The 21145-nt window shown below is 71.4% G+C and carries 16 protein-coding genes; 9 read left to right on the forward strand and 7 right to left on the reverse strand.

Annotated features, from left to right (window positions below):
• Window positions 1-4 precede the first annotated feature (4 nt).
• Both OIE53_RS09795 and OIE53_RS09800 read right to left on the reverse strand, forming a co-directional pair.
• Window positions 5-949: an acyltransferase domain-containing protein gene (locus tag OIE53_RS09795; RefSeq protein ID WP_327026282.1), complete on the reverse strand. Its 945-nt coding sequence runs from the start codon at window positions 947-949 to the stop codon at window positions 5-7.
• Between the two features lie 10 nt (window positions 950-959).
• On the reverse strand, window positions 960-2144 hold the full coding sequence (locus tag OIE53_RS09800; protein ID WP_327026283.1) for a helix-turn-helix domain-containing protein: 1185 nt from the start codon (window positions 2142-2144) through the stop codon (window positions 960-962).
• A gap of 140 nt (window positions 2145-2284) precedes the next feature.
• Between OIE53_RS09800 and OIE53_RS09805 the strand changes: the two genes are divergently transcribed.
• The 3 genes from OIE53_RS09805 (at window position 2285) to OIE53_RS09815 (ending at window position 8077) form a co-directional block, all read left to right on the forward strand.
• Window positions 2285-4531: an aminotransferase class III-fold pyridoxal phosphate-dependent enzyme gene (locus tag OIE53_RS09805; RefSeq protein WP_327026284.1), complete on the forward strand. Its 2247-nt coding sequence runs from the start codon at window positions 2285-2287 to the stop codon at window positions 4529-4531.
• A 4-nt stretch (window positions 4532-4535) separates the two neighbouring features.
• Window positions 4536-6131 carry a xylulokinase gene (locus OIE53_RS09810; protein WP_327026285.1) on the forward strand — a complete coding sequence of 532 codons (1596 nt, stop codon included), beginning with the start codon at window positions 4536-4538 and terminating at the stop codon, window positions 6129-6131.
• A gap of 239 nt (window positions 6132-6370) precedes the next feature.
• The gene (locus OIE53_RS09815) at window positions 6371-8077 is read left to right on the forward strand and encodes a hypothetical protein (RefSeq protein ID WP_327027139.1); all 1707 of its coding nucleotides are present in this window, start codon (window positions 6371-6373) and stop codon (window positions 8075-8077) included.
• Window positions 8078-8099: 22 nt separating this feature from the next.
• Here OIE53_RS09815 and OIE53_RS09820 read toward each other — a convergent pair whose 3' ends face one another.
• From OIE53_RS09820 to OIE53_RS09830, 3 genes are all read right to left on the reverse strand, one after another.
• The gene (locus OIE53_RS09820) at window positions 8100-9578 is read right to left on the reverse strand and encodes a cation:proton antiporter domain-containing protein (protein WP_327026286.1); all 1479 of its coding nucleotides are present in this window, start codon (window positions 9576-9578) and stop codon (window positions 8100-8102) included.
• A 46-nt stretch (window positions 9579-9624) separates the two neighbouring features.
• Window positions 9625-9852, reverse strand: a complete 228-nt coding sequence (locus OIE53_RS09825) for a potassium transporter TrkA (protein ID WP_327026287.1) — start codon at window positions 9850-9852, stop codon at window positions 9625-9627.
• A 76-nt stretch (window positions 9853-9928) separates the two neighbouring features.
• Window positions 9929-11434 carry a glycoside hydrolase family 43 protein gene (locus tag OIE53_RS09830; protein ID WP_327026288.1) on the reverse strand — a complete coding sequence of 502 codons (1506 nt, stop codon included), beginning with the start codon at window positions 11432-11434 and terminating at the stop codon, window positions 9929-9931.
• A gap of 270 nt (window positions 11435-11704) precedes the next feature.
• Here OIE53_RS09830 and OIE53_RS09835 point away from each other — a divergent pair, with 270 nt between their 5' ends.
• Window positions 11705-12529, forward strand: a complete 825-nt coding sequence (locus tag OIE53_RS09835) for a glyoxalase (RefSeq protein WP_327026289.1) — start codon at window positions 11705-11707, stop codon at window positions 12527-12529.
• Here OIE53_RS09835 and argS read toward each other — a convergent pair.
• Both argS and OIE53_RS09845 read right to left on the reverse strand, forming a co-directional pair.
• Window positions 12465-14189, reverse strand: coding sequence for an arginine--tRNA ligase (argS, locus tag OIE53_RS09840; RefSeq protein ID WP_327026290.1), 1725 nt, complete (start codon window positions 14187-14189; stop codon window positions 12465-12467). The genes OIE53_RS09835 and argS overlap by 65 nt on opposite strands.
• Window positions 14190-14528: 339 nt before the next feature.
• Window positions 14529-14990, reverse strand: coding sequence for a VOC family protein (locus tag OIE53_RS09845; protein ID WP_327026291.1), 462 nt, complete (start codon window positions 14988-14990; stop codon window positions 14529-14531).
• A gap of 190 nt (window positions 14991-15180) precedes the next feature.
• Between OIE53_RS09845 and katG the strand changes: the two genes are divergently transcribed.
• From katG to OIE53_RS09870, 5 genes are all read left to right on the forward strand, one after another.
• Entirely contained in the window at window positions 15181-17382 is a 2202-nt protein-coding gene (gene katG, locus OIE53_RS09850; protein WP_393339401.1) for a catalase/peroxidase HPI, read from the forward strand.
• 109 nt (window positions 17383-17491) lie between these two features.
• Window positions 17492-18121, forward strand: a complete 630-nt coding sequence (locus OIE53_RS09855; protein WP_327026292.1) for an RNA polymerase sigma factor — start codon at window positions 17492-17494, stop codon at window positions 18119-18121.
• A complete protein-coding gene (locus OIE53_RS09860; protein WP_327026293.1) occupies window positions 18105-19190 on the forward strand; it encodes a hypothetical protein in 1086 nt (361 codons plus the stop codon). Before OIE53_RS09855 ends, OIE53_RS09860 begins: the two co-directional genes overlap by 17 nt.
• The gene (locus OIE53_RS09865; protein WP_327026294.1) at window positions 19187-20275 is read left to right on the forward strand and encodes an ABC transporter ATP-binding protein; all 1089 of its coding nucleotides are present in this window, start codon (window positions 19187-19189) and stop codon (window positions 20273-20275) included. Before OIE53_RS09860 ends, OIE53_RS09865 begins: the two co-directional genes overlap by 4 nt.
• The gene (locus tag OIE53_RS09870) at window positions 20275-21123 is read left to right on the forward strand and encodes an ABC transporter permease (protein WP_327027141.1); all 849 of its coding nucleotides are present in this window, start codon (window positions 20275-20277) and stop codon (window positions 21121-21123) included. The genes OIE53_RS09865 and OIE53_RS09870 overlap by 1 nt, the downstream gene beginning before the upstream one ends.
• Window positions 21124-21145: the final 22 nt, after the last annotated feature.

Here is a 21145-nt window from a genome sequence, read left to right on the forward strand (position 1 = left end):
TGCTCTAGAAGGGGAACCGGCCGCGACGCCACTGCCAGTGGCGGCCGGCGGCCAGGTGGTCGATGACGGCGCGTTGCAGCACGGTACGGCGCGGCAACCGCTCCAGTGGGGTGGTCAGGGTCCGGAACACGAACCGCAGCACCTCCACATCGGGGTCCAGCCCCTCGGGCTGCTCGTAGGGTTCCAGCTCGAACCGGCGCTGGAACCGGACGATGTTGGAGTCCGCCGGCAGGTACTCCGCCAGTTGGGGATCCAGCAGCCAGGAGCCGCAGGCGAACTCGGTGTAGTGCTCCTCGGGGAAGTGGCGCGGGAAGAACTCCCGGGCCTGATCGAGGGAGTCCGCCACGGCCTGCGGGGTCATCGGCCCCGAGTCCGGGATGTGCAGGTCCAGGGTGGCGCCGCCCCGGTGGTGCTGCAACCGTCCCAGCTCGTACACGGCACCCCGCACATGCAGGGTCAACCAGCTCTGCATGACCGGCCAACCCTCGCCGTTCATCCGCCGGTCGATGGCCAGGTTCCGGCCCAGGTCGGCCAAGGCGGTCCAGGAGACGGGCTCGGGGATGCCGTGGTCACGGTGGTATCCCATGGCTACCTCGACCAGGGCCAGGTACGCGTACACGTAGAGGTGCCGCCAGGCGGGGCCTCGGTCCCGGGGCAACTCCGGGCCGGGCGGCAGCCAACCGTGGCCGCCCAGGTCGGCGCGGACCAGGGCGATCGAGCGGTCCAGCAGCCACCGCAGCTCCGGGGTCCACCGTGGGGAGTCCGGGTCGGGCCAGGCCGCCATGATCTCGGCGGCGTCCTCCGGGGGTACCGCCAGGCGGTCGAGGATCGCGGGGGCTGCGGATCTGGCGGGCAGCGGAGCCGAGGGCAGGTCGGCGGCGAGCCGGTGCACCCGCTCGACCTCCTCGACGGGCACCCCTAAGCGGGCGGCGATGTCGGCGGCCTCCATGCGGCAGACCCTACCGACCTGCGTGGTGTCGTGGGGGGCCGAACAGGCCGGCCAGCACCACCAGCAGTTCCAGCCGGACGGTCGGGTCGTCGAGGTCGCCGCCATACCGGTCGCGCAGGCGTTTGAGCCGGTAGCTGACGGTCTGCGGGTGGACGAACAGTTCGGCGGAGACCTCCGCCCGGGCCCCCCAGTGCCGCAGCCAGGAATGCAGGGTGACCAGCAGGTTGTCCCGCTGCGCCGGACGCAGGTCGTGCAGCGGGGCCAGTCTGCGTTCGGTGAGCACGGCCAGGGCGCCGGGTTCCCCGCGCAGGGTCAGCGACACCAGGTGGTCGTCGACGAAGACCGGTCCAGCGTCAGGCTCGACAAGCCCGGCGGCCTGTTCGGCCAGGCGTACCGCCGCGGGGACCTGCGGCCAGGCCAGGGCCGGGCCGACCACCGCCCACCGGCCGGCCAACGCCGCGCTCAGGGCGGCCCGGGTCGTCCGGGGCCCGGCGCGCAGCACCAGCACGGCGTCCCGGCCGCGCTCCACGACCAGGCCGTCCGCGCCGAACCGGAACCGGGCGTCGCGGGCCTGCTCCAGCGGCAGCAGTACAGGCACCACGGTGTGTAGGTCCGGCCAGCCGATCCGGGCGGCGGCGGCCTGCACGGCGTTGGCCATGCCGTCGCCACGCAGCAGCAGTTCGGCCAGGTGCCGCCGCCGGTCCTCGCCGGCCTGCTCGCGCACCTGCAGGGCGTACCCGTCGGTGCTGGCGGCGGCCAGTTCGGCGACATAGGCGCTGACGGCGTCGGAGAGATCGATCAGTTCCTCGGTGTCCACCGGGCGGAGCCGGGCCAGGGACTGCGAGGCGGTCCGCAGCAGCACCCGGGCCGCCATCCGCAGCGCGGCCAGCAGCGCCTCCGGGCCCCGGTCCTCGCGGGCCTCGGCGGCGCCCAGGGCGACGAAGACCTCCCGGATGCGGGGTGGTAGCGCGGGTTCGTCCGTGCCGACCAAGTCCAGGAAGCGGTCCAGGGCCACCTGGACGGCCGTGTGCACGTCCCGGCGGAACTTCTCGTCCGTGACGGTGGCGAAGGCGGGGGTGGCCTCGGTGACCGCCACCGCCACGGCGGGCACGGTGGCCGGCAGGTGCGGGCGCATGGCGGTGGCCAGGTCGGTGGGCAGTCGCCGCCAGGGGGTGGCGGACAGGGGCGCGCTCACCCGGCAGATTTTGTCACCTGAGGACAATCTGCGGCCGGGTTCTCGCTGCCGTACGGACGGTGTCCCGGCCCGCCGGAGCGGGCGAGGATGGAGCCGCCGCGCACCCGGCGACGGCCAGGAGTCGACGGAGGAAAAGGGCCGTGCAGCATCGCCTGTCCCGTCAGCATGTGGTCGACATGTGCCGCACCATGCTGGACCGTGGCTACCTCAAGGCCACCGAGGGCAACGTGTCCGTGCGGGTGCCCGGTCACCGGTTGTACGCGGTGACCCCGAGCAACTACGACTACGACCGGATGCGGGTCGAGGACATCTGCATCGTCGACTTCGACGGCCGGCATGTGCCGGACGACTCCGGGGTGGAACTCAAGCCCTCCATCGAGTGCGGGATGCACGCCAACATCTACCGGGAACGCCCGGATGTCAACGCGATCGTGCACACCCATCAGCCGTACGCCTCGGCCCTGGCCTTTCTGCGCAAGCCGATCCCGGCGCTCACCGACGAGCAGGTGCGGTTCCTCGGTCGGGAGGTGGCGATCATCGACTACGCCCCCTCGGGCACCTCCTTCCTGGCCCGCAACGTGCAGAAGAAGGTGGCCGGCGGGGACAACGCCTTCATCATCGCCAACCACGGGGTGGTGGCGGTGGGCACCGACCCGGACCGGGCGGTGTTCAACATGGCCCTGCTGGAGAAGGTCTGCATCGCCTACCTGCTGGCATTGACCAGCGAGGCGGGTCGGGTCTTCACCATCCCCACCGCGATCCGGGAGATCGCCTTCGGCAAGTTGCGTGCCGACGAGAAGCGCATCGCCGCCCAGATCACCGAGGCGGTGGAGCCGCTGCGGGTGCCGGCCGACGAGCCGCTGCCCAGCGCGGACGCGGTCGCCGCGGAAACCACGGCGGAGGCGGTCGACCCGGAGGCGAGCGGGGCCGAGGCCGCCCGGTTGGGGTATGCGATCAGCACCTACCCGGACGTCGAGGACGTGATGCGGCGGCTGAAGGCCCTGACCGCCCAGCCGATCCGGGGGCTGCGGCACGACGCGCTGCTCGACGTGCTGAACTACTTCGACACCAAGTGTCGGGCCAGCAAGGAGATCACCGACCGGGCCAAACGGCGCATCCCCGGCGGGGTGCAGCACAACCTGGCCTTCAACTACCCCTTCCCGCTGGCCATCGAGAAGGCCGAGGGGGCGTACCTGGTCGACCGGGACGGCAACACCTACATCGACTTCCTGCAGGCCGGTGGGCCGACCATCCTGGGCAGCAACTACCGCCCGGTCAACGAGCGGGTGGCCGAGGTGGTCCGCGAGTGCGGCCCGGTGACCGGCCTGTTCCACGAGTACGAACTCAAACTCGCCGAGATCATCCACCGGTACATGCCGCACATCCAGATGTACCGCGCCCTGGGCTCCGGCACGGAGGCGGTGATGGCGGCGGTCCGCGGCGCCCGGGCCTTCACCGGCAAGAAGATGGTGATCAAGGTCGGTGGGGCGTACCACGGCTGGTCCGACACCATGGTCTACGGGCTGCGGGTGCCCGGCACGTACCGGATGAACGCCAAGGGCATCCCCTTCGGGGCCACCGCCCGCACCCGGGAGGCCTTCCCGCACGACCTGGGGCAGCTCAGACGCAAGCTGATCGAGAACCGGCTGCGCGGCGGCACGGCGGCCGTGGTGGTCGAGCCGGTGGGCCCGGAGTCCGGCACCCGGCCGGCGCCCCGGGACTTCAACGCGCAGGTCCGCCAGTTGTGTGACGAGTTCGGCGCGTTGCTGATCTTCGACGAGGTGGTCACCGGGTTCCGGCTGGGTCTGGGCGGGGCGGCCGGCTACTTCGGGGTCACCCCGGATCTGACCGTGCTGGGCAAGGCGGTCTCCGGGGGCTACCCGATGGCCGGTGGGGTGGGTGGTCACGCGGAGGTGATGGCGGTCTTCGGTTCCGGCCTGGACGGCAGGAGCGGGGCGCACATCCAGGTCGGCGGGACGCTGTCGGCCAATCCCCTGTCCTGCGCGGCCGGCTACTTCGCCATCGAGGAGATGGCCCGGACCAACGCACCCGTCATCGCGGGGCGGGCCGGTGACCGGCTGACCCGGGGACTGCAACGGCTGATCGACTCGTACGGGCTGCCGTATGTCGCGTACAACCAGGGTTCGATCGTGCACCTGGAGTGCAGCGGGGTGATGCTGCTGGACATGCGGCACCCGGTGAAGCTGCTCAAGGAGAACAAGGCCCGCAAGCGGCTGATGGAGCAGATGGGTGCGGCGTACACCGCGCACGGCATCATCACCCTGGCCGGTTCCCGGATGTACACCTCGATGGCGGACACCGACGCGGTCATCGATGACGCCCTGACCCGCTTCGATCAGGTCTTCGCCCTGGTCGAGGGGGTCTGAGCCGGTGGCCGCCACCGCCCCTCAGGTGTTCGCGGTCGATCTGGGCACCTCGGCGTTGAAGGCCGCCCTGGTCGCCGCCGACGGCACCGTCACCGGCTGGGCCGAGCGCTCCCTGCCGCTGCGGGTGCTGCCCGGTGGCGGCGCCGAACAGGATCCGGCCACCTGGTGGGCCGCGCTCGGGGCGGTCGCCGCCGACCTGGGCCGGGCCTGTCCCGACCAGATGCGGGCGGTGACCACGGTCTGCGCCTCCACCCAGGGTGAGGGCACCATCGCGGTGGACTCCGCCGGGGAACCCCTGACCCCGTGCATCTCCTGGCTGGACATGCGGGGGGCACCCCACCTGCGTCGACAGTTCGGCGGCTTCCCCGCGTACCAGGGGATGTCCGTGCGCCGCATCGCGCGGTGGCTGCGGCTCACCGGGGGGATGCCCTCCCCCACCGGCAAGGACCCCGCGGCCCACATGCTGTTCGTCCGCGACCAGCTACCCCAGGTGTACGCCCGCACCACCGCCTTCCTCAACGTGCTGGACTGGATCAACCTGAAGCTCACCGGGCGGACGGTGGCCACGGTCGACTCGATCCTCACCTCCTGGGTGACCGACAACCGCCGACCCGGCGAGGTCCGCTACTCCCCCGCCCTGGTCGCCGACTGCGGCATCGACGCCGACAAGTTGCCACCGATCGTGGCCTGCACGGAGGTGCTCGGCCCGCTGACCCCGGCCGCCGCCGCGCACCTGGGGCTGCCCGAGTCGGTCCAGGTGGTGGCCGGGGCGATCGACACCACCGCGGCGGCGATCGGGGCCGGCACCACCGGCGACCAGCAGGCCCACCTCTACCTGGGCACCTCCTCCTGGATCGCCGCACACGTGCCCGCCAAGAAGACCGACGTGCTGGCCGGAATCGCCTCGGTGCCCTGCGCGATCGGCGACCGATACCTGATGACCGCCCTGCAGGCCACCGCCGGGGCCAACCTGACCTGGCTGCGGGACAAGGTCGTCGAGTACGACGATCCCCTGCTCGGCGCCGGTCACCTCAGCCGGGACGAGGGCACCATCTTCGACGCCTTCGACCTGATCATCCCCCGGGTGCCGCCGGGGGCCAACGGGGTGCTCTACACCCCCTGGCTGTACGGCGAGCGGGCCCCGGTCGACGACGCGAACCTGCGCGCCGGTTTCCTCAACATCTCCCTGGACACCAACCGCTCCGACCTGCTGCGGGCGGTCTTCGAGGGGGTGGCCCTCAACACCCGCTGGCTCACCGGGGCGGTCGACCGGTTCCTGGGCATCCCGGTCACCTCGTTGGCGATCACCGGCGGCGGGGCCCTGTCGGACTCCTGGTGTCAGATCTTCGCCGACGTGCTGGGGGTGGAGATCCGCCGGGACGCCGGACCGCTGGCGGTGAACGCCCGGGGGGCGGGATGGATCGGTGCGGTCGGCACCGGTCGGCTCGACTTCGGCGACATCCCCGACCTGATGCGTACGGATCGGGTCTTCACCCCGATCCCGCAGCACCGGGCCACCTACGACGAGATCTTCGCGGTCTACCGGGACCTGCACAAGCGGCTGGCCCCGGTGTACCGCCGGTTGCACCGGCCCCGCTGAGGCGTCTCCCATCGGTTGGGACGCAGGGCTCCGGTCGGCGGTCCCGGAAGTTCCAGAACTCATCGATGATGGCGCTTCTCTGCCAACGATGCGAGGCTGGTACGCCGACATCGGCACCGACAGGAGGGTACGTGGAGACGACACGGCGAGAGCTGCCCGAAACCTCTTCCGTCGAGGGCCGGGAACCCGAGGTTGACCGGCCCGAATCGCCGGCCGAGTCGACCGGTGGGGCCGGGCGGCTGGCGGCGGCCGCACGGACGGCCTCGCGCCTGCTGCGCCACGAGTGGACCCTGGCCTCGGTGGCCGGTCTGCTGTTGGCCGTCGTCCTCACCTGGCCGACCCTGAAGAATCCGTGGACCACCATCCCGGGCGACCTGGCGGATCCCACATTGCAGACCTGGCAGGTCGCCTGGGCCGGGCACGCCCTGCTCACCGACCCGCTGGCGATCTGGCACGCCAACGCCTTGTGGCCGGCCACCTACAGCTACGTCTACACGGACACCCTGCTCGGGTACGCCCCCGCCGGTCTGTTCGGCAGCGGGGTCGAGGCTGCGGTGTTCCGCTACAACCTGCTGTTCGTCTTCGCCTACGCGCTGGCCTTCGTCGGGGCGTACGCCCTGGTCCGCCAGTTGGGTGGGGTGCGCACGGCGGCGGCCGTCGCCGGCATCGCCTGGGCCTTCGCGCCGTGGCGGATGGCCCACAGCGGCCACCTGAACATCCTCTCCACCGGCGGCATCGCCCTCTGCCTGGCCATGCTGGCCCGCGGCCACGGCTGGTCCCTGCGCGAGGGTCACCGGCCGCATCTGCACCGCCCCGGCTGGATCGTGGCCGGTTGGCTGGTGGCCGCCTGGCAGGTGAGCCTAGGTCTGGCGATCGGCCTGCCCCTGATCTACATCCTGGCCGCCGCCGGGGTGGTGGTGGCGGTGGGGCTGGGGTGGTCCCGGTGGCGTGGCGGTCGGTGGGTGCTGGGCCGCCGGGTGGTGGTGGCCAACCTGGTCGGCGGCGCCCTCTTCGGGGCGGTGTGCATCTGGCTGGGGACCACCTACCTGCGGGTGGTGGAGCTGTACCCGCAGGCCCGCCGCGATCTGTCCTGGACGGAGATGTTCTCCCCGCCACTGCGGGGATACCTGGTCGCCCCGGCGGACTCCTGGCTGTGGGGCGACTACTTCGAGACCGCCCGCAGCCAGCTGTCCTGGCCCCCGGAGATGACCCTGCTGCCCGGCGTCACCTTGATCATGCTGGGGGTGGCCGGGCTCAGCTACTCGGCGTTCCGCCTGCGCTACCGCCTCATGCTGGGGCTGGGGGTGCTGGTCAGCGGCGCCCTGGGGCTGGGCAGCAACCTCGCCGGAGGCGGCGATCCGGGTTACATGACCCTGTCGCGGCTGCTTCCCGGCTGGGACGCGCTGCGCACCCCGGGTCGGCTGATGGTCTGGACCAGCCTGCTGCTGGCCGTGCTGGCCGCCGGTGCGATCACGGAGTTCGTGCGGCAACTGCCCGACACGGGGTGGCAGCGGGTGGCCGGGCGGATCGTGCTGGTGGTGCCGCTGGTGCTGGTGCTGGCCGAGGGCGTCAACCGCACCCCCCACCCGGAGGTGCCGCCCGCGCCCACGGCGATCAGCGCGGCCCCCGAACCCCTGCTGGTCCTCCCCGGCGAGGGCATCTCCGAATTCCACGTCATGCTCTGGTCCACCGAGGGGTTCCCCCGGGTCGCCAACGGGTTCGCCAACTTCGTACCCCCCAGCCAGCAGGACATCCGCACGATGAGCATGTCCTTCCCCGACCCGGGCAGCATCGCCTTCCTCCGGCAGGCCGGCATCCGGTCCGTGGTCGTCCTGCCGGATCGGCTGGCCGGCACCCCCTGGGACGGGGTGACCTTCCGACCGGTAGAGGGTCTGGGCATCACCCGGGAGGAGATCGACGGGGCGGTGCTGTACCGCCTGGACTGAGCCGGCCTCTGCGGCCCGGGAGCTACTCCCGGGTCGCGCCCATCGGCGCGCGGACCAGGGCACCGTCGAGGTAGCAGTAGCGCCAGTCCTCGCCGGGCGCCAGGGACCGGATCAGGGGGTGGCCGGTCTGCCGGTGGTGCTCCTCGGCGTGGCTGTTCACCGAGTCGCTGCAACAACCCAACGCGCCGCAGGTCAGGCACATCCGCAGCTGCACCCAGTCGTCGCCGGACGCCACGCACTGCGGGCAGGCCTCGGCGTCGGACTCGGTGATGTTGATCCGGTCCAGGTGGGTGCAGGCGGTGCTCATGGTCTCCTCCCGCACGTACCGCCAGTTGCCGCGCAGCAGCCGGTCGGGGATGACCCGCGCCAGGTAGCGCGAGTTGGCCGCGAGCAGCGGGCTGGTCACGGCCAGCACCAGCACGTACAGGGCGATGAAGGGGCCCAGGCGGGAATCCAGCCCGGCGGCCAGCGCCAGGGTGGCCAGGATCAGGGAGAACTCGCCGCGCCCCAGCACGGTAAGGCCCACATTGGCCGTGCCCCGCTGGTTGAGCCCGAACAACCGCCCGGCGATCAGACCGGCCAGCACGTTGGTGGCCAGGGTCAGCAGGACCGCCAGCAGCACCGGTACGGCCACCGAACCGATCGCGCCGACGTTGATGCTGAGCCCGAACGCCACGAAGAACACCGCCGCGAAGACGTCGCGCAGCGGCAGGACCAGCCGTTCCACCCGCTCCCGGATCGGGGTACGGGACACCACCAGGCCGATCATCAGGGCGCCGATCGCGTCGGAGACACCGATCTCGGCCGAGATGCCGGCCACCAGCACCACCAGCCCGACCATCAGGATGGCCAGCAGTTCGTCCTCGTTGCTGTCGATGATCCTGCCGACCAGTCGGGCGCCGTACCGGGCGACCGCGAAGAGCACCACCAGGTACGCGAAGCTGAGCCCGATGCGCAGGGCCAGTTCCCCGGCCGATCCGGCCCCGGACAGCAGCGGCGACAGCAGCGCCAGGTACAGGGCCAGGAACAGGTCCTCGATCACGATGATGCCGAGGATGACCGGGGTTTCCGCGTTGGCCAGCCGACGCAGCTCGATGAGCAGCTTGGTGGCGATGGCCGAGGAGGAGATGCCCAGGGCCCCGGCTATCACGAACGCCTCGTAGCCGCCCCAGCCCAGGGCCAACCCGAAGATCAGCCCGGCCCCGATGTTCAGGCCGATGTATGCCCCGGCCGCCACGAACAGCCGTCTGCCGCTGCCGAGCACCTGTTCGACCGGGAACTCGACCCCCAGGTGGAACAGCAGCAGGACCAGCCCCAGCGAGGCGAGCAGGCCCAGATCCTCGGGATGGGAGACCAGCACCGGGCCCGGAGTGCCCGGCCCCAGCAGGATGCCGGCGAGCATGAAGAACGGCACCGTGGGCAGGTTGATCCGCCGCCCGAAGCGGGCCAGCAGGCCCGCGATCAGCACCAGGGCACCGAAACCCACAAGATCAGCGTGCACGGCGGAGACTCCTGAGGTGGACGCGAGGGGGTCGTCTGCGGGTCGGTTACTCCGTGAAGTAGGTGCCGGACAGCAGAGCCCCCACCTTGCGGGCCTGCTCCTCGGACATCTCGATCACGGCCACCGGATCGTCCGCCCCGGCGGCGAGGACGTACAGGTCCCGGGTCCCGTCCCGGCGTACCACGATCGAGATCCGCTGGGTGTGGCTGCCCAGGTCCACGTCGTACCGTCTGCCGATGCCCGGCAACTCCTGCACATAGACGCCCTTGCCCATGGCCTCTCCCGCCGCCGCGCGATGTCCTGTCCGAATCCTACGAGCCACCGGCCGTGACGCCAGTACCCCGGAGGGGTCACGAGGTCAGTCGGAAGGTCGCGTCGTTGCGGGCCTGGGTGTCGGTGATCGGGTCCAGGCGCAGTTGGTAGTCGTAGTGCCGCAGGTACCGGTCGGGGTAGTTGTACGACTGGAACGACGACCAGCCGCTGTTGCCCAGCCCGGGGACCTGCCGGAAGGTGGCGTCGGCCGCGAAGACCGCACCGCCGTCGTTGGCCGCCAGCACGAAGTCGAACCCGTAGTGCCGCAGGTAGTGCCCGGGATAGTTGACCGACTCGAAGGAGACGTACCCGGCGTTGCCGGCCAGGCCGGGCACCATCCGGAACTGGGCGTCCTGGGCGGGGTTGACGTTCGCGTCGATGCGTACGTCGTAGTTGGCGTGCCGCACGTAGCGGTCCTGGTGGGTGTACGCCTGGATCCGGTGGACCGGGGCGTTGCTGGGCCAGCGGGCCAGCACCCGGCTCTCCTCGGCGGCGGTCAGGTTGAGGATCGAGCCGTGCCGTTTGCGGCTGGCCCCCATGTGGAAGTCGGACCGGGTGCGGAAGTTGGTGACCGCGCCAAGGTTGGTCGAGGTGATCGGCAGGTAGCCGCGGCCGGTGGCGTACTGGTCCAGGTACAGCGCCCACTCGTTGCGGCCGTTGAACTGCATCCACATCGGCCCCTCGACCACGTTGCCGCCGCCGGTGCCGTTGGAGATGCCCAGGTGGGACAGGTTGCCCAGGCTGGTCCAGGAGCCCAGGATCGAGTTGCTGGCCTCGATCGTGATGTGTCCGTCGGCGGAGGCCCGGTAGTAGCGGTAGCCGCCGACGCTGTCGGGTACCTCGATGATCTGGGTGTCGATGATGCCCTGACCGCCACCCGGACGCTCGATGTACAGCTGCGGGGCGGTGAAGCTGCGGAAGTCGGTCGTGCGCACGTACCAGATCCGGTGTTTGGTGACCCCGTTACGGGCGGAGTTCGTCGCCCAGTAGACGACGTAGTCGCCGGTGGCCTGGTTGTAGATGGCCTCCGGCGCCCAGGCGTTGCCCGCCCCGGGGATCCCACCCGCGACGTTGATCAGCCAGGGGGTGGACCAGTTGACCAGGTCGCGGGACTCCCACACCACCAGGGAGGTGCTGCCCCGGTTGGCGGCGTCGCCCCACGGGGTGCCGCTGGCGATGCGCAGGTCGGTGGCGACGATCCAGTACCGGTCCCCGGCGGGCGAGCGGACCAGGGCCGGGTCGCGGACCCCCCGGGTGCCGATGGTGGAGAGCAGGACGGGGGCACCGTTGTTCAGGTCGCGCCAGGTCAGCCCGTCCCGGCTGTGGGCCAGGTAGACCTGTTCCCCGGTGGCGGACTCCCCGGTGAAGTGCGCCATCAGGTACCCGGTGAACGGATCCAGCGCGGCAGCTCCCGGCGCCTGCGCGGCGGCCTCGGCACCCGGTCCCGCTGCGGCGGCCTCGGCACGGGGTGCCTGCGCGGCGGGCAGCAACAGCAGGCAGACGGCGGCGAGCAGCGCACCCACCCGGCCCAGAACTCTCGACATCCGTTGCTCTCCTCGCCGGCGGGGTCCAGGGACGACGCTTGTGAGCGTTAACAACAACCCCGGCGACCCGCCGGGATCACTGTTATCGGCTTGTTTCGCAAGTGTTTACGGCCGCCTGTGCACTGTCAAGACATCGATGCGCATCGGTTGCTGTAGTGGTCGGCCCGGGCGCAGATCAGATGCTGCGATCTCGGCCCGCGCCCCGGGACCCCGTACTACCAGGTGGGCGGGACACACTGGTCGGGACATCGACCGGAACCGGGGGTACGGGTGAAGACGACCGAGGAACGGATAACGCCGAACGAGACCACCCTGCCGCTGCTGCCCTGTGCGGCGGTGGACGAGACGATCGTCTTCTGGCGGGCCCTCGGCTTCGCGGTGACCTGGGAGCAACGCAAGCCGTACCTGTTCCTGGCCTTCGAGTTCAGCGGCTTCGAACTGCACTACGGCCGTCCGCCGCGCGGGTTCGAGCCGGCCGAACAGACCGTCGGCTGCCTGGTGATGGTCGACGCGGTCGCGCCGTACCATGCCGCGTTCGTAGCGGGGATGCGCGGCACGTACGGCAAGATGCTGTCCCAGGGGTTGCCTCGGATCACCCGCTACCGGCCCGGTGCGTCGCGGTTCAGCGTCGTCGACCCGTCCGGCAACACCATCACCTTCATCCGCCGCGACGAGCCGGCCGAGCTGGAGTACGGCGGGTCGAAGAAGCTGGCCGGTCTGGCCCGGGTGCTCGACAACGCCCGCACCCTGCGCGAGTTCAAAAGCGACGACCAGGCCGCCTTCCGGGCCCTCAACTCCGGACTGCGCCGGCACGGCGACGAGGCCCCTGCCGTGGAGCAGGCGTTGGCACTCGCCGCCCTGATCGAACTGTCGACCGCGCTGGGCAAGGTGGACCTGACCACCCACCCGCCTCCGCCCGGCTGCCCCCGCCCCTCCCCCGCCCTGTTGATCAAGAGGTTTTGGTCTGAGGAAGCGCATGCCCGAGACGCAAACCTCTTGGTCAACAGAGACCAGGGGGCCGAAGGGAGGGCTAGAGGTGGGTGGGGGCGGGAATGCCGAGGAGGGACAGGCCGGTGTGGAGGGTGTCGCCGGTGAGGTGGCACAGGGCCAGTCGGTTGGACCGGACCGGGTCGGGGGCGCGCAGCACCGGGCAGCGTTCGTAGAAGGTGGTGAAGGTCTGCGCCAGCCGGTACAGATAGCCGCAGAGCCGGTGCGGTTCGTAGTGGGCGAGGACCTCGGTGAGGGTGTCGGCGAAGGCGTCCAGGTCCAGGATCAGCGCCCGCTCGGCCGGGTCCAGGGTGGTCGTCGGGTCCACCGTGGGGGCGAGGTCCCCGGCCCGGGCCAGGAGTGACCGGATCCGGGCGTGGGCGTACTGGAGATAGACGCCGGTGTTGCCGGTCAACGCCAGCATCCGCTGCGGGTCGTAGGTGTAGTCGCGGGTACGGCTGGTGGCCAGGTCGGCGTACTTGACCGCGCCGATGCCGACCTGCCGGGCCCGCTCGTGCAGGGCCGTCCCGGTCAGGTCCGGGTTCTTCGCGGCGACCACCTCGCGGGCCCGGTCGACCGCCTCGGTCAGCAGGTCCACCAGGCGCACGGTGTCACCGGTCCGGGTCTTGAAGGGCCGCCCGTCCGGGCCGAGGACCGTGCCGAAGGCGACATGCACGGCGGACACCTGCGGCGGCAGCCAGCCGGCCCGCCGCGCGGTGTCGAAGACCATGGTGAAGTGCAGCGACTGCCGGGCGTCGACCACGTAGAGCAGCCGGTCGGCGTGCAGGTCGGCGACCCGTTGCCGCAGCGCCGCCAGATCGGTAGCGGCGTAGCCGAAGCCGCCGTCACGTTTGCGGACGATCAACGGGCTAGGTGCGCCGTCCGGTCCGCGTACCTCGTCGAAGAAGACACAGAGCGCGCCGTCGCTGGGCACCGCCACGGCCTGGGCCGCCAGGTCCGCGGCGACGCCGGGCAGGGCATCGTTGTACGCGCTCTCGCCGACCGCGTCGGCGGGGGTCAGCCGCACCCCGAGCCGGTCGTAGACCTCGGTGAAGTAGCGGGTGGACTCGGCGACGATGTCCTGCCAGGCGGCCACGGTGTCCGGGTCGCCGCCCTGCAACGCCACCACCCGCTGCCGGGCCCGTACGGCGAACTGCGGATCGGTGTCGAACCGGGCCCGGGCCTGCCGGTAGAGGGTGGCCAGCCGGCTCATCGACACCTCGTCGCTGTCGTCGGGCGTCAAGGGCTGCTCGTTCTGGTACTGGATGAGCATGCCGAACTGGGTGCCCCAGTCACCGATGTGGTTGCGGCGTACCACCGTGCCGCCGAGGTGTTCGAGGATGCGGACCAGCGCGTCACCGATGATGGTCGAGCGCAGGTGCCCGACGTGCATCTCCTTGGCGATGTTCGGCTGTGAGTAGTCGACGACCGTGGTGACGCCGACCTCCGGCGTACCGACGCCCAGCCGGGGGTCGGCGAGCCGCCCGGCGAGCTGGGTCAACAGTGCCCGGTCGGTCAGGTCCAGGTTGACGAATCCGGGCCCGGCGACCTGGGCCGACAGGTCCTCGGCGCGCAGCGCCTCGACCACCTCGGCGGCGATGTCACGCGGGCGCCGCCGCAGCGACCGGGCCGCCGCCAGCACCCCGTCGGCCTGGAAGTCGGCGTGCTCCGATCGGCGCACCTGCGCAACGAAGTCCGCCAACCCCAGGGAAGTGGCGGCGGCGGAGACGCTGTCGGACAACGACGAGGCCAACGAGGGCACGGTCACGGGTACTCCCGAGAGGGCTGGGGTGAGCGGGTCACGAGACGACGGCCGGCCGCAGCATGGCGGCGAGCACGACGGAGAACGCGCGGAGAAGCTCGACGACTATCGTCGTCGCAGGCGGAGGCGCAGGCGACGGACAGCGGCAACCACCAGTCCCATCTCCACCACCTCGACGCCAGGGGTCGCGCACCAAACGCGACCAACACCCCCACCCTACCCACCTCACCCTCCGCCCCACCCACCCCGCCCTGTTGATCAAGAGTTTGTGGTCTCCAGAACGCGATTTCGAGACTTCTTGATCAACAGGGCGTGGGCAGGGCTGGGCGACAGGACCCTCCCGGGTTAGGGGTTGGTGGTGAAGCCGTCCAGGGTGGTGCGGGTTTCGGGGGTGTGCAGTTCTTGGAAGAGGGTGATGTGCAGGCCGGCGGGGGCGTCCAGGCGGGCGTTGACGGAGTGCCATGGGGTGGTGGTGGGTGGGGCGACCTGGGTGGCGCCTCCGGCGACCAGGCGGTCGGTGGCGGCGGGGGTGTCGTCGACCTCGAAGGCCACTCGCAATCTCGGCGCGACCTGCTGCCCGACCTCCACCTCGTCGATCATTCGCTTCTGCGCCGGGTTGGCGATCTCCAGGGTGGCCCGGCCGGCGTCCAGGATCACCACCCGGGCGTCGCCGTCACCGGCGTAGGCGGCCTGCTCGGGTAGGCCCAGCACGTCGCGGTAGAACCGGACCGCCGCCTCGTAGTCCTCGGCCTCGACGACCAGCCGCAGTTGACGTACCGGCGACGTGGGCAGCTCAGACGGATTCACGTTTCAGTCTCCTACGCATCGGGGTGAACGCCGGTCCGCCGATTTCGGCGACCACCGGCGGTACGGGCTCGGTGTACGCCACGCTACTGAGGGCGGTCGCCCCAGCGGACGCATCCTGGCGCGTCACGCAGTGTCCCGAAAGCGGGACGTTCAGTTGACATAGGCGAGAATCCGTTTGCAGAGGAGAGACGTGTCCGAAAGCGAGAACCCGGCAATCCCCTCCCCGGCTCCCAAGCCGGGTCGACCGAAGACGAACCAGGACTGGTGGCCCAACCAGCTCAACCTTCAGGTGCTGCACCAGCACTCACCCCGGGCCAACCCGATGGGTGCGACATACGACTATGCGACCGAGTTCGCCGGTCTGGATGTCGAGGCCCTCAGACGCGACGTCTTCGAGGTGATGACCACCTCGCAGGAGTGGTGGCCGGCGGACTACGGCCACTACGGTCCGCTGTTCATCCGGATGAGCTGGCACTCCGCCGGCACGTACCGGATCGAGGATGGTCGGGGCGGTGCCGGCGACGGCGCGCAACGCTTCGCCCCCCTCAACAGTTGGCCGGACAACGCCAACCTGGACAAGGCCCGCCGGCTGCTCTGGCCGGTCAAGCAGAAGTACGGTCGGAAGATCTCCTGGGCCGACCTGCTGGTCTTCGCCGGCAACTGTGCCCTGGAGTCGATGGGTTTCAAGACCTTCGGCTTCGGTTTCGGGCGCGAGGACGTCTGGGAGCCGGAGGAGATCTTCTGGGGGCCGGAGGACACCTGGCTCGGCGACGAACGCTACAGCGGTGACCGGGAACTCTCCGGCCCGCTGGGTGCGGTGCAGATGGGACTGATCTACGTCAACCCGGAGGGTCCCAACGGGGTTCCGGATCCGTTGGCCTCTGCCCGGGACATCCGGGAGACCTTCCGGCGGATGGCGATGGACGACGAGGAGACCGTGGCCCTCATCGCCGGTGGGCACACCTTCGGCAAGACCCACGGGGCCGCCCCCGCCAGCTACCTGGGCCCGGAGCCCGAGGGCGCCCCCCTGGAGGAGCAGGGGCTGGGCTGGCGGAACAGCTTCGGCACCGGCATGGGCAACGACACCATCACCAGCGGCCTGGAGGGCGCCTGGACCCCCACCCCGATCACCTGGGACAACAGCTACTTCGACACCCTTTTCGGGTACGAGTGGGAGGTGCACGACAGCCCGGCCGGGGCGAAGCAGTGGCGGCCGAAGAACGGTGCCGCCTCCGACGCCGTGCCGTCCGCCCACGACCCCTCGATCCGGTACGCCCCGATGATGGCCACCAGCGACATCGCGCTGCGCGCCGACCCGATCTACGAGCAGATCTCGCGGCGTTTCCATGAGCACCCGGACCAGCTCGCGGAGGCGTTCGCGAAGGCCTGGTACAAGCTGCTGCACCGGGACATGGGTCCGGTGTCGCGTTACCTGGGGCCGTGGGTGCCCGAGCCGCAGCTGTGGCAGGACCCGGTGCCGCCGGTGGATCACGAACTGGTCGACGTCGCCGACCTGGAGAGCCTGAAGGCGTCCCTGCTGGCCGCCGGCCTGTCCGTGGCCCAACTGGTCCGTACGGCGTGGGCCTCGGCGGCGAGCTTCCGGGGCACCGACCAGCGCGGCGGCGCCAACGGGGCCCGGATCCGGCTGGAGCCGCAGCGCAACTGGGCGGTCAACGACCCGGCCGAGTTGGCCCAGGTCCTGCCGGTGCTTCAGGGGGTGCAGGAGGAGTTCAACGCCGGGCAGTCCGGGGGCAAGCGGATCTCCCTGGCGGATGTGATCGTCCTGGGTGGGTGCGCCGCCATCGAGCAGGCGGCCCGCAGTGCCGGGTACGACATCACGGTCCCGTTCTTCCCCGGTCGTACCGACGCCAGCCAGGAACAGACCGACGTGAACTCCTTCACCGTGCTCGAACCCCGGGCCGACGGGTTCCGCAACTACGTGCGCCAGGGGCAGAAGCTGTCGCCGGAGACCCTGCTGCTGGATCGGGCCAACCTGTTGAACCTCACCGCGCCCGAGATGACCGTCCTGATCGGCGGGCTGCGGGCCCTGGACGCGAACACCGGACAGACCCCTCTCGGGGTGCTCACCGACCGGCCCGGGATGTTGACCAACGACTTCTTCGTCAACCTGCTCGACATGGACACCCAGTGGAAGGTGTCCACCTCGACGGAGAACGTCTACGAGGGCCGGAGTCGGACCACCGGCAAGGTGGTCTGGACGGCCACCGCGGTCGATCTGGTCTTCGGTGCGAACTCCCAGCTCCGAGGCATCGCGGAGGTGTACGCCAGCGCCGACGGCCAGGAGAAGTTCCTCCAGGACTTCGTCGCGGCCTGGGTCAAGGTGATGAACCTGGACCGCTTCGACCTGAGGGCGTCGACCCGGTACGCCTAGGGGTGGCGTTACGGGGGTGGTGCGGCACTGGTTGCCGCACCACCCCTTCGTGTCGCCACATTTCCTGCCGAGGGTGTCACTTCCGGGCGGTCGACGGTGCTTACCAGGTATGGAGGAGGAAGCTGGTCGAGTCGGGCGGGCAGGGGTGGCCCCCGCGCCGACGGTGTCCGGGCCCGCCCGCCACACCGCCGGGCCGACCGTACGCGAGGGGGGTGGCGTGCTCGGGTCGATCGCAGCGGGAGAAAGCGGCATCCGGGCCGATCTCGAACAGGTCTTCCGGGCCAGCTATCCCCGGATCGTCGCGGTCGCCGCCCGGGTCCTGGGGTCCCGCGCCGAGGCCGAGGATGTGGCCCAGGAGGTGTTCCTGGCCTTCGGGCGCTCCTCGGTGCCGGCCGGTCAGGCGGTGGGCTGGCTGTCGGTCGCGGCGGCGCACACCGCGCTGAACCAGGTCCGGTCCCGCCGCCGCCGCACCGCCCGGGAGCAGTTCGCGGGCCCCCCGGAGGCGGCCCCGGACATCGCCGAGGCGGTGGTGACCCGCGACGAGTGTCGACGGGTACGGGCCGCCCTGGCCCAACTGCCCCGCCGACAGGCCGTCGCCCTCCTGCTGCGGCACAGCGGTCTCAGCTACGCCGAGGTCGCCGCCGCGCTAGACCTCTCCCCCGGCAGTGTCGGCACGACCGTACGCCGGGCCGAGTCCGCCCTACGCAAGGAGTTGAACCGTCATGCGTCATCCGAGTGACGGCACGCTGCGCCGGCTGCTGGACGAGCCGGCCGGTGTCACCGACGCCGACCGGGCACATGTGGCGAACTGCCCTACCTGCCTGTCGGCACTGGCCGCGGCCCGACAGGACGCGGCGATCAGCGCGGCGGCGCTGGCCGAGCCACCGCAGGTCGATGTGGAGGCCGGCTGGCAGCGGCTGATCCGTACCATCGGCGACCCCGACCCGGTCCGGGTCCGGGCCCCCCGGGCACGGCGGTGGCGGGCCGCGCTGCGCAGCCCGGTGGTCGCGGCCGTCGCCGTTGTCGCCTTGGTGGGTGGGGCCGGGGCCGCGGCGGCCGGGAACTGGTTGCAGATCTTCCACACCGAGCGGATCGCCCCGGTCACGATCGCCCAGGCCGACCTGGTCGCCCTGCCGGACCTGTCGGCGTACGGCGAGGTGGAGATGACCGAGGCGGCGAATGTCCGTCAGGTCGGCGACGCCGCCGAGGCGCAGCGGGTCACCGGCCTGCCCCTGCCCCGGGTCGACCGACTGCCCCGGGGGGTGAGCGGTGAGCCGACCTTCCAGGTCGGGGACCGCACCAGCGCCGTGTTCACCTTCTCGGCGGCCAAGGCCGAGCAGGTGGCCGCGGCGGCCGGTGAGCCGCTGCCGCAGCCGCCCGCCGGTCTGGACGGCAACCAGTTCCGGCTGACCGCCGGCCCCGGAGTCGCCGCGGTGTGGGCGGCCGAGCGGGGGGTGCCGAACCTGATCGTGGCGCGGATGGCCGCCCCGACCGCGTACTCCTCCGGCATCGAGCTGTCCACGGCGGTCGACTACCTGCTGTCGCTGCCGGGCCTGCCGGAGAACCTCGCCGCCCAGTTGCGGCAGTTCACCGGCGACGGTACGACCTTGCCGCTGCCGGTCAACGCCCGGTATCTGACCGCCGGCACCACCGAGGTGCACGGGAAGCCGGCCACGGTGCTCACCTCGCGGGACGGGGTACTGGCCGGGGTGGTCTGGGTCGACGCCGGGACGGTCACCGCGGTGGCCGGGCCGTTGACCGCCGACGAGGTGCTGTCGGTGGCGCGCGGCCTGCGGTGGGACCGGTGACCGGCCCGGAGGCCCGGCCGAGCGGCCGGGTAGCCGCAAAGAAGGGCCCGGTCACCCGGAACGGCGGTCGGCACCTCGCCCAGCGGGACCTCCTCGTCGAGCGGGACGGCACGCCTGCCGGGGTGCAGGACGGCGGATCGGTCGAAGCGGCGGAGCGACTGCTGGCCGAACTGCCACCCACCCCGGCGGTGTGGTGCTCGCAGTTGCGCAAGAGGTACCGGCGACGCACCGCAGTCGACGGTGTCTCCTTCACGGTCGACCGGGGTGAGGTGGTGGGGCTGCTGGGCCCCAACGGCGCCGGCAAGACCACCGTCATCAAGATCCTGCTGGGACTGGTCCGACCGGACGGGGGCGAGGTGCAGTTGCTCGGACGACCGGCGGGTGATCCGCGCTCGCGGGCTCGGGTCGGCTATCTGCCGGAGCTGTTCCGGTATCAGCCGTGGCTGACCGCCGCGGAGGTGCTGACCCTGCACGTCCGGCTGGCCGGTGCGGAGGTGCCGCCACGACAGCGGCAGGAGTGCCTGGCCGCCGTCGGGCTGGCCGACCGGGCCGAGGACCGGGTGGGCGGCTTCTCCAAGGGCATGCAGCAGCGCCTGGGATTGGCGGTGGCGCTGGTGGCCCGCCCGGAACTCGTCGTCCTGGACGAGCCGACCAGCGCCCTGGATCCACTGGGCCGGGCCGACGTACGGGACCTGCTGCTCTCCCTCAAGGCTCGTGGGGTGGCCGTCCTGCTGAACTCGCACCTCATCGGCGAGGTGGAACGGGTCTGTGACCGGGTGGTCATCCTCGACTCCGGGCGGGTGGCCGCCGCCGGTACCCTGGCCGACCTGCTCGGCCAGGGTGAGCTGCGGCTGCGGCTCGACGGGGTGGACGAGCGGGCCCGTGACCGGCTGGCCGCCGCCGGTGCCCTGACCCAGGAGGGGAACCTGTTCACCGTCCGGCTGTTGGACACCGAGCCGACCGCCGTACCGGAGCTGGTGGCCGACCTGGTCGGCCTGGGGGTGCGGGTACACGCGGTCGAGCCGGGGCGGGTCAGTCTCGAGGAGCGGCTGCTGGCCATCCTGCGTGCCGGAGGCGACCGGTGATGATCTTTCGGACCGTACTCACCATGGCCGCCCTGACCCTCCAGGAGGCCGCCCGGCGGCGGGTGCTGCGCTCCCTGGGCGCACTGACGGTGGTGCTGCTGGCGCTCAGCGCCTGGGGGTTCTCCCGGATCGACGCCGAGTTCGGCGGGCTGACCAGCGGCGAGGCCCGGCTGGTCGCGGCCATGGTGCTCAACCTGGTGATGTTCGGCCTGAGCCTGATCGCCGCCCTGGGTACGGCGTTCCTCGCCGGTCCCACCCTGGCCGGTGACATCGAGTCCGGGGCGGCCCTGGCGATCCTGGCCCGACCGGTGCACCGGTTCGCGGTGCTGGTGGGCAAGTGGCTCGGGCTGATCGCCTTCGGCGCCGGCTTCGTCGCCCTGGCCGGCCTGGCTCAACTGCTGGTCGTACGGGTCACGGTCGGCTACTGGCCGCCGCAGCCGGTGACCGGCCTGGCGCTGCTCGCCGCGCAGACCGTCGTACTGCTGACCCTGGGGCTGCTGCTCTCCAGCGTCAGTTCACCGATGGCCTCCGGGGTGGTGGCCGTCGGCCTGTTCGGTGCCACCTGGATCGCGGGGGTGGTCGGCGCGTTCGGCACCGCGCTGGACAACGAGGGGGTGGCCCGGGTCGGTACGGTGTCCCGGATGCTGCTGCCCACCGACGGGCTGTGGCGGGGGGCGATGAACGCCTTCCAGGATCCGACCGTGCTGATGCAGTTCGGCCCGGCCATGCAGGGCCACCCGTTCCTCAGTGACGCCTCGCTGACCCTCACCTACCTGGCCTGGGCGGTCCTCTGGGTGGCGCTCGTGCTAGGCCTCACCGGGCTGGTGTTCCGCCGCCGTGACCTGTGATTCGTCGGCAGCGGCACCGGTG

The organism is Micromonospora sp. NBC_01739, from assembly GCF_035920385.1.
Taxonomy (GTDB): Bacteria; Actinomycetota; Actinomycetes; order Mycobacteriales; family Micromonosporaceae; genus Micromonospora.

What these genes read in the sequence shown, in the direction of transcription:
- OIE53_RS09860 (WP_327026293.1), top strand. Translation starts at nt 18,105, where the DNA reads ATGCGTCATCCGAGTGACGGCACGCTGCGCCGGCTGCTGGACGAGCCG.
- OIE53_RS09830 (WP_327026288.1), bottom strand. Translation starts at nt 11,434, where the DNA reads ATGTCGAGAGTTCTGGGCCGGGTGGGTGCGCTGCTCGCCGCCGTCTGC.
- OIE53_RS09825 (WP_327026287.1), bottom strand. Translation starts at nt 9,852, where the DNA reads ATGGGCAAGGGCGTCTATGTGCAGGAGTTGCCGGGCATCGGCAGACGG.
- OIE53_RS09855 (WP_327026292.1), top strand. Translation starts at nt 17,492, where the DNA reads ATGGAGGAGGAAGCTGGTCGAGTCGGGCGGGCAGGGGTGGCCCCCGCG.
- OIE53_RS09870 (WP_327027141.1), top strand. Translation starts at nt 20,275, where the DNA reads ATGATCTTTCGGACCGTACTCACCATGGCCGCCCTGACCCTCCAGGAG.
- OIE53_RS09795 (WP_327026282.1), bottom strand. Translation starts at nt 949, where the DNA reads ATGGAGGCCGCCGACATCGCCGCCCGCTTAGGGGTGCCCGTCGAGGAG.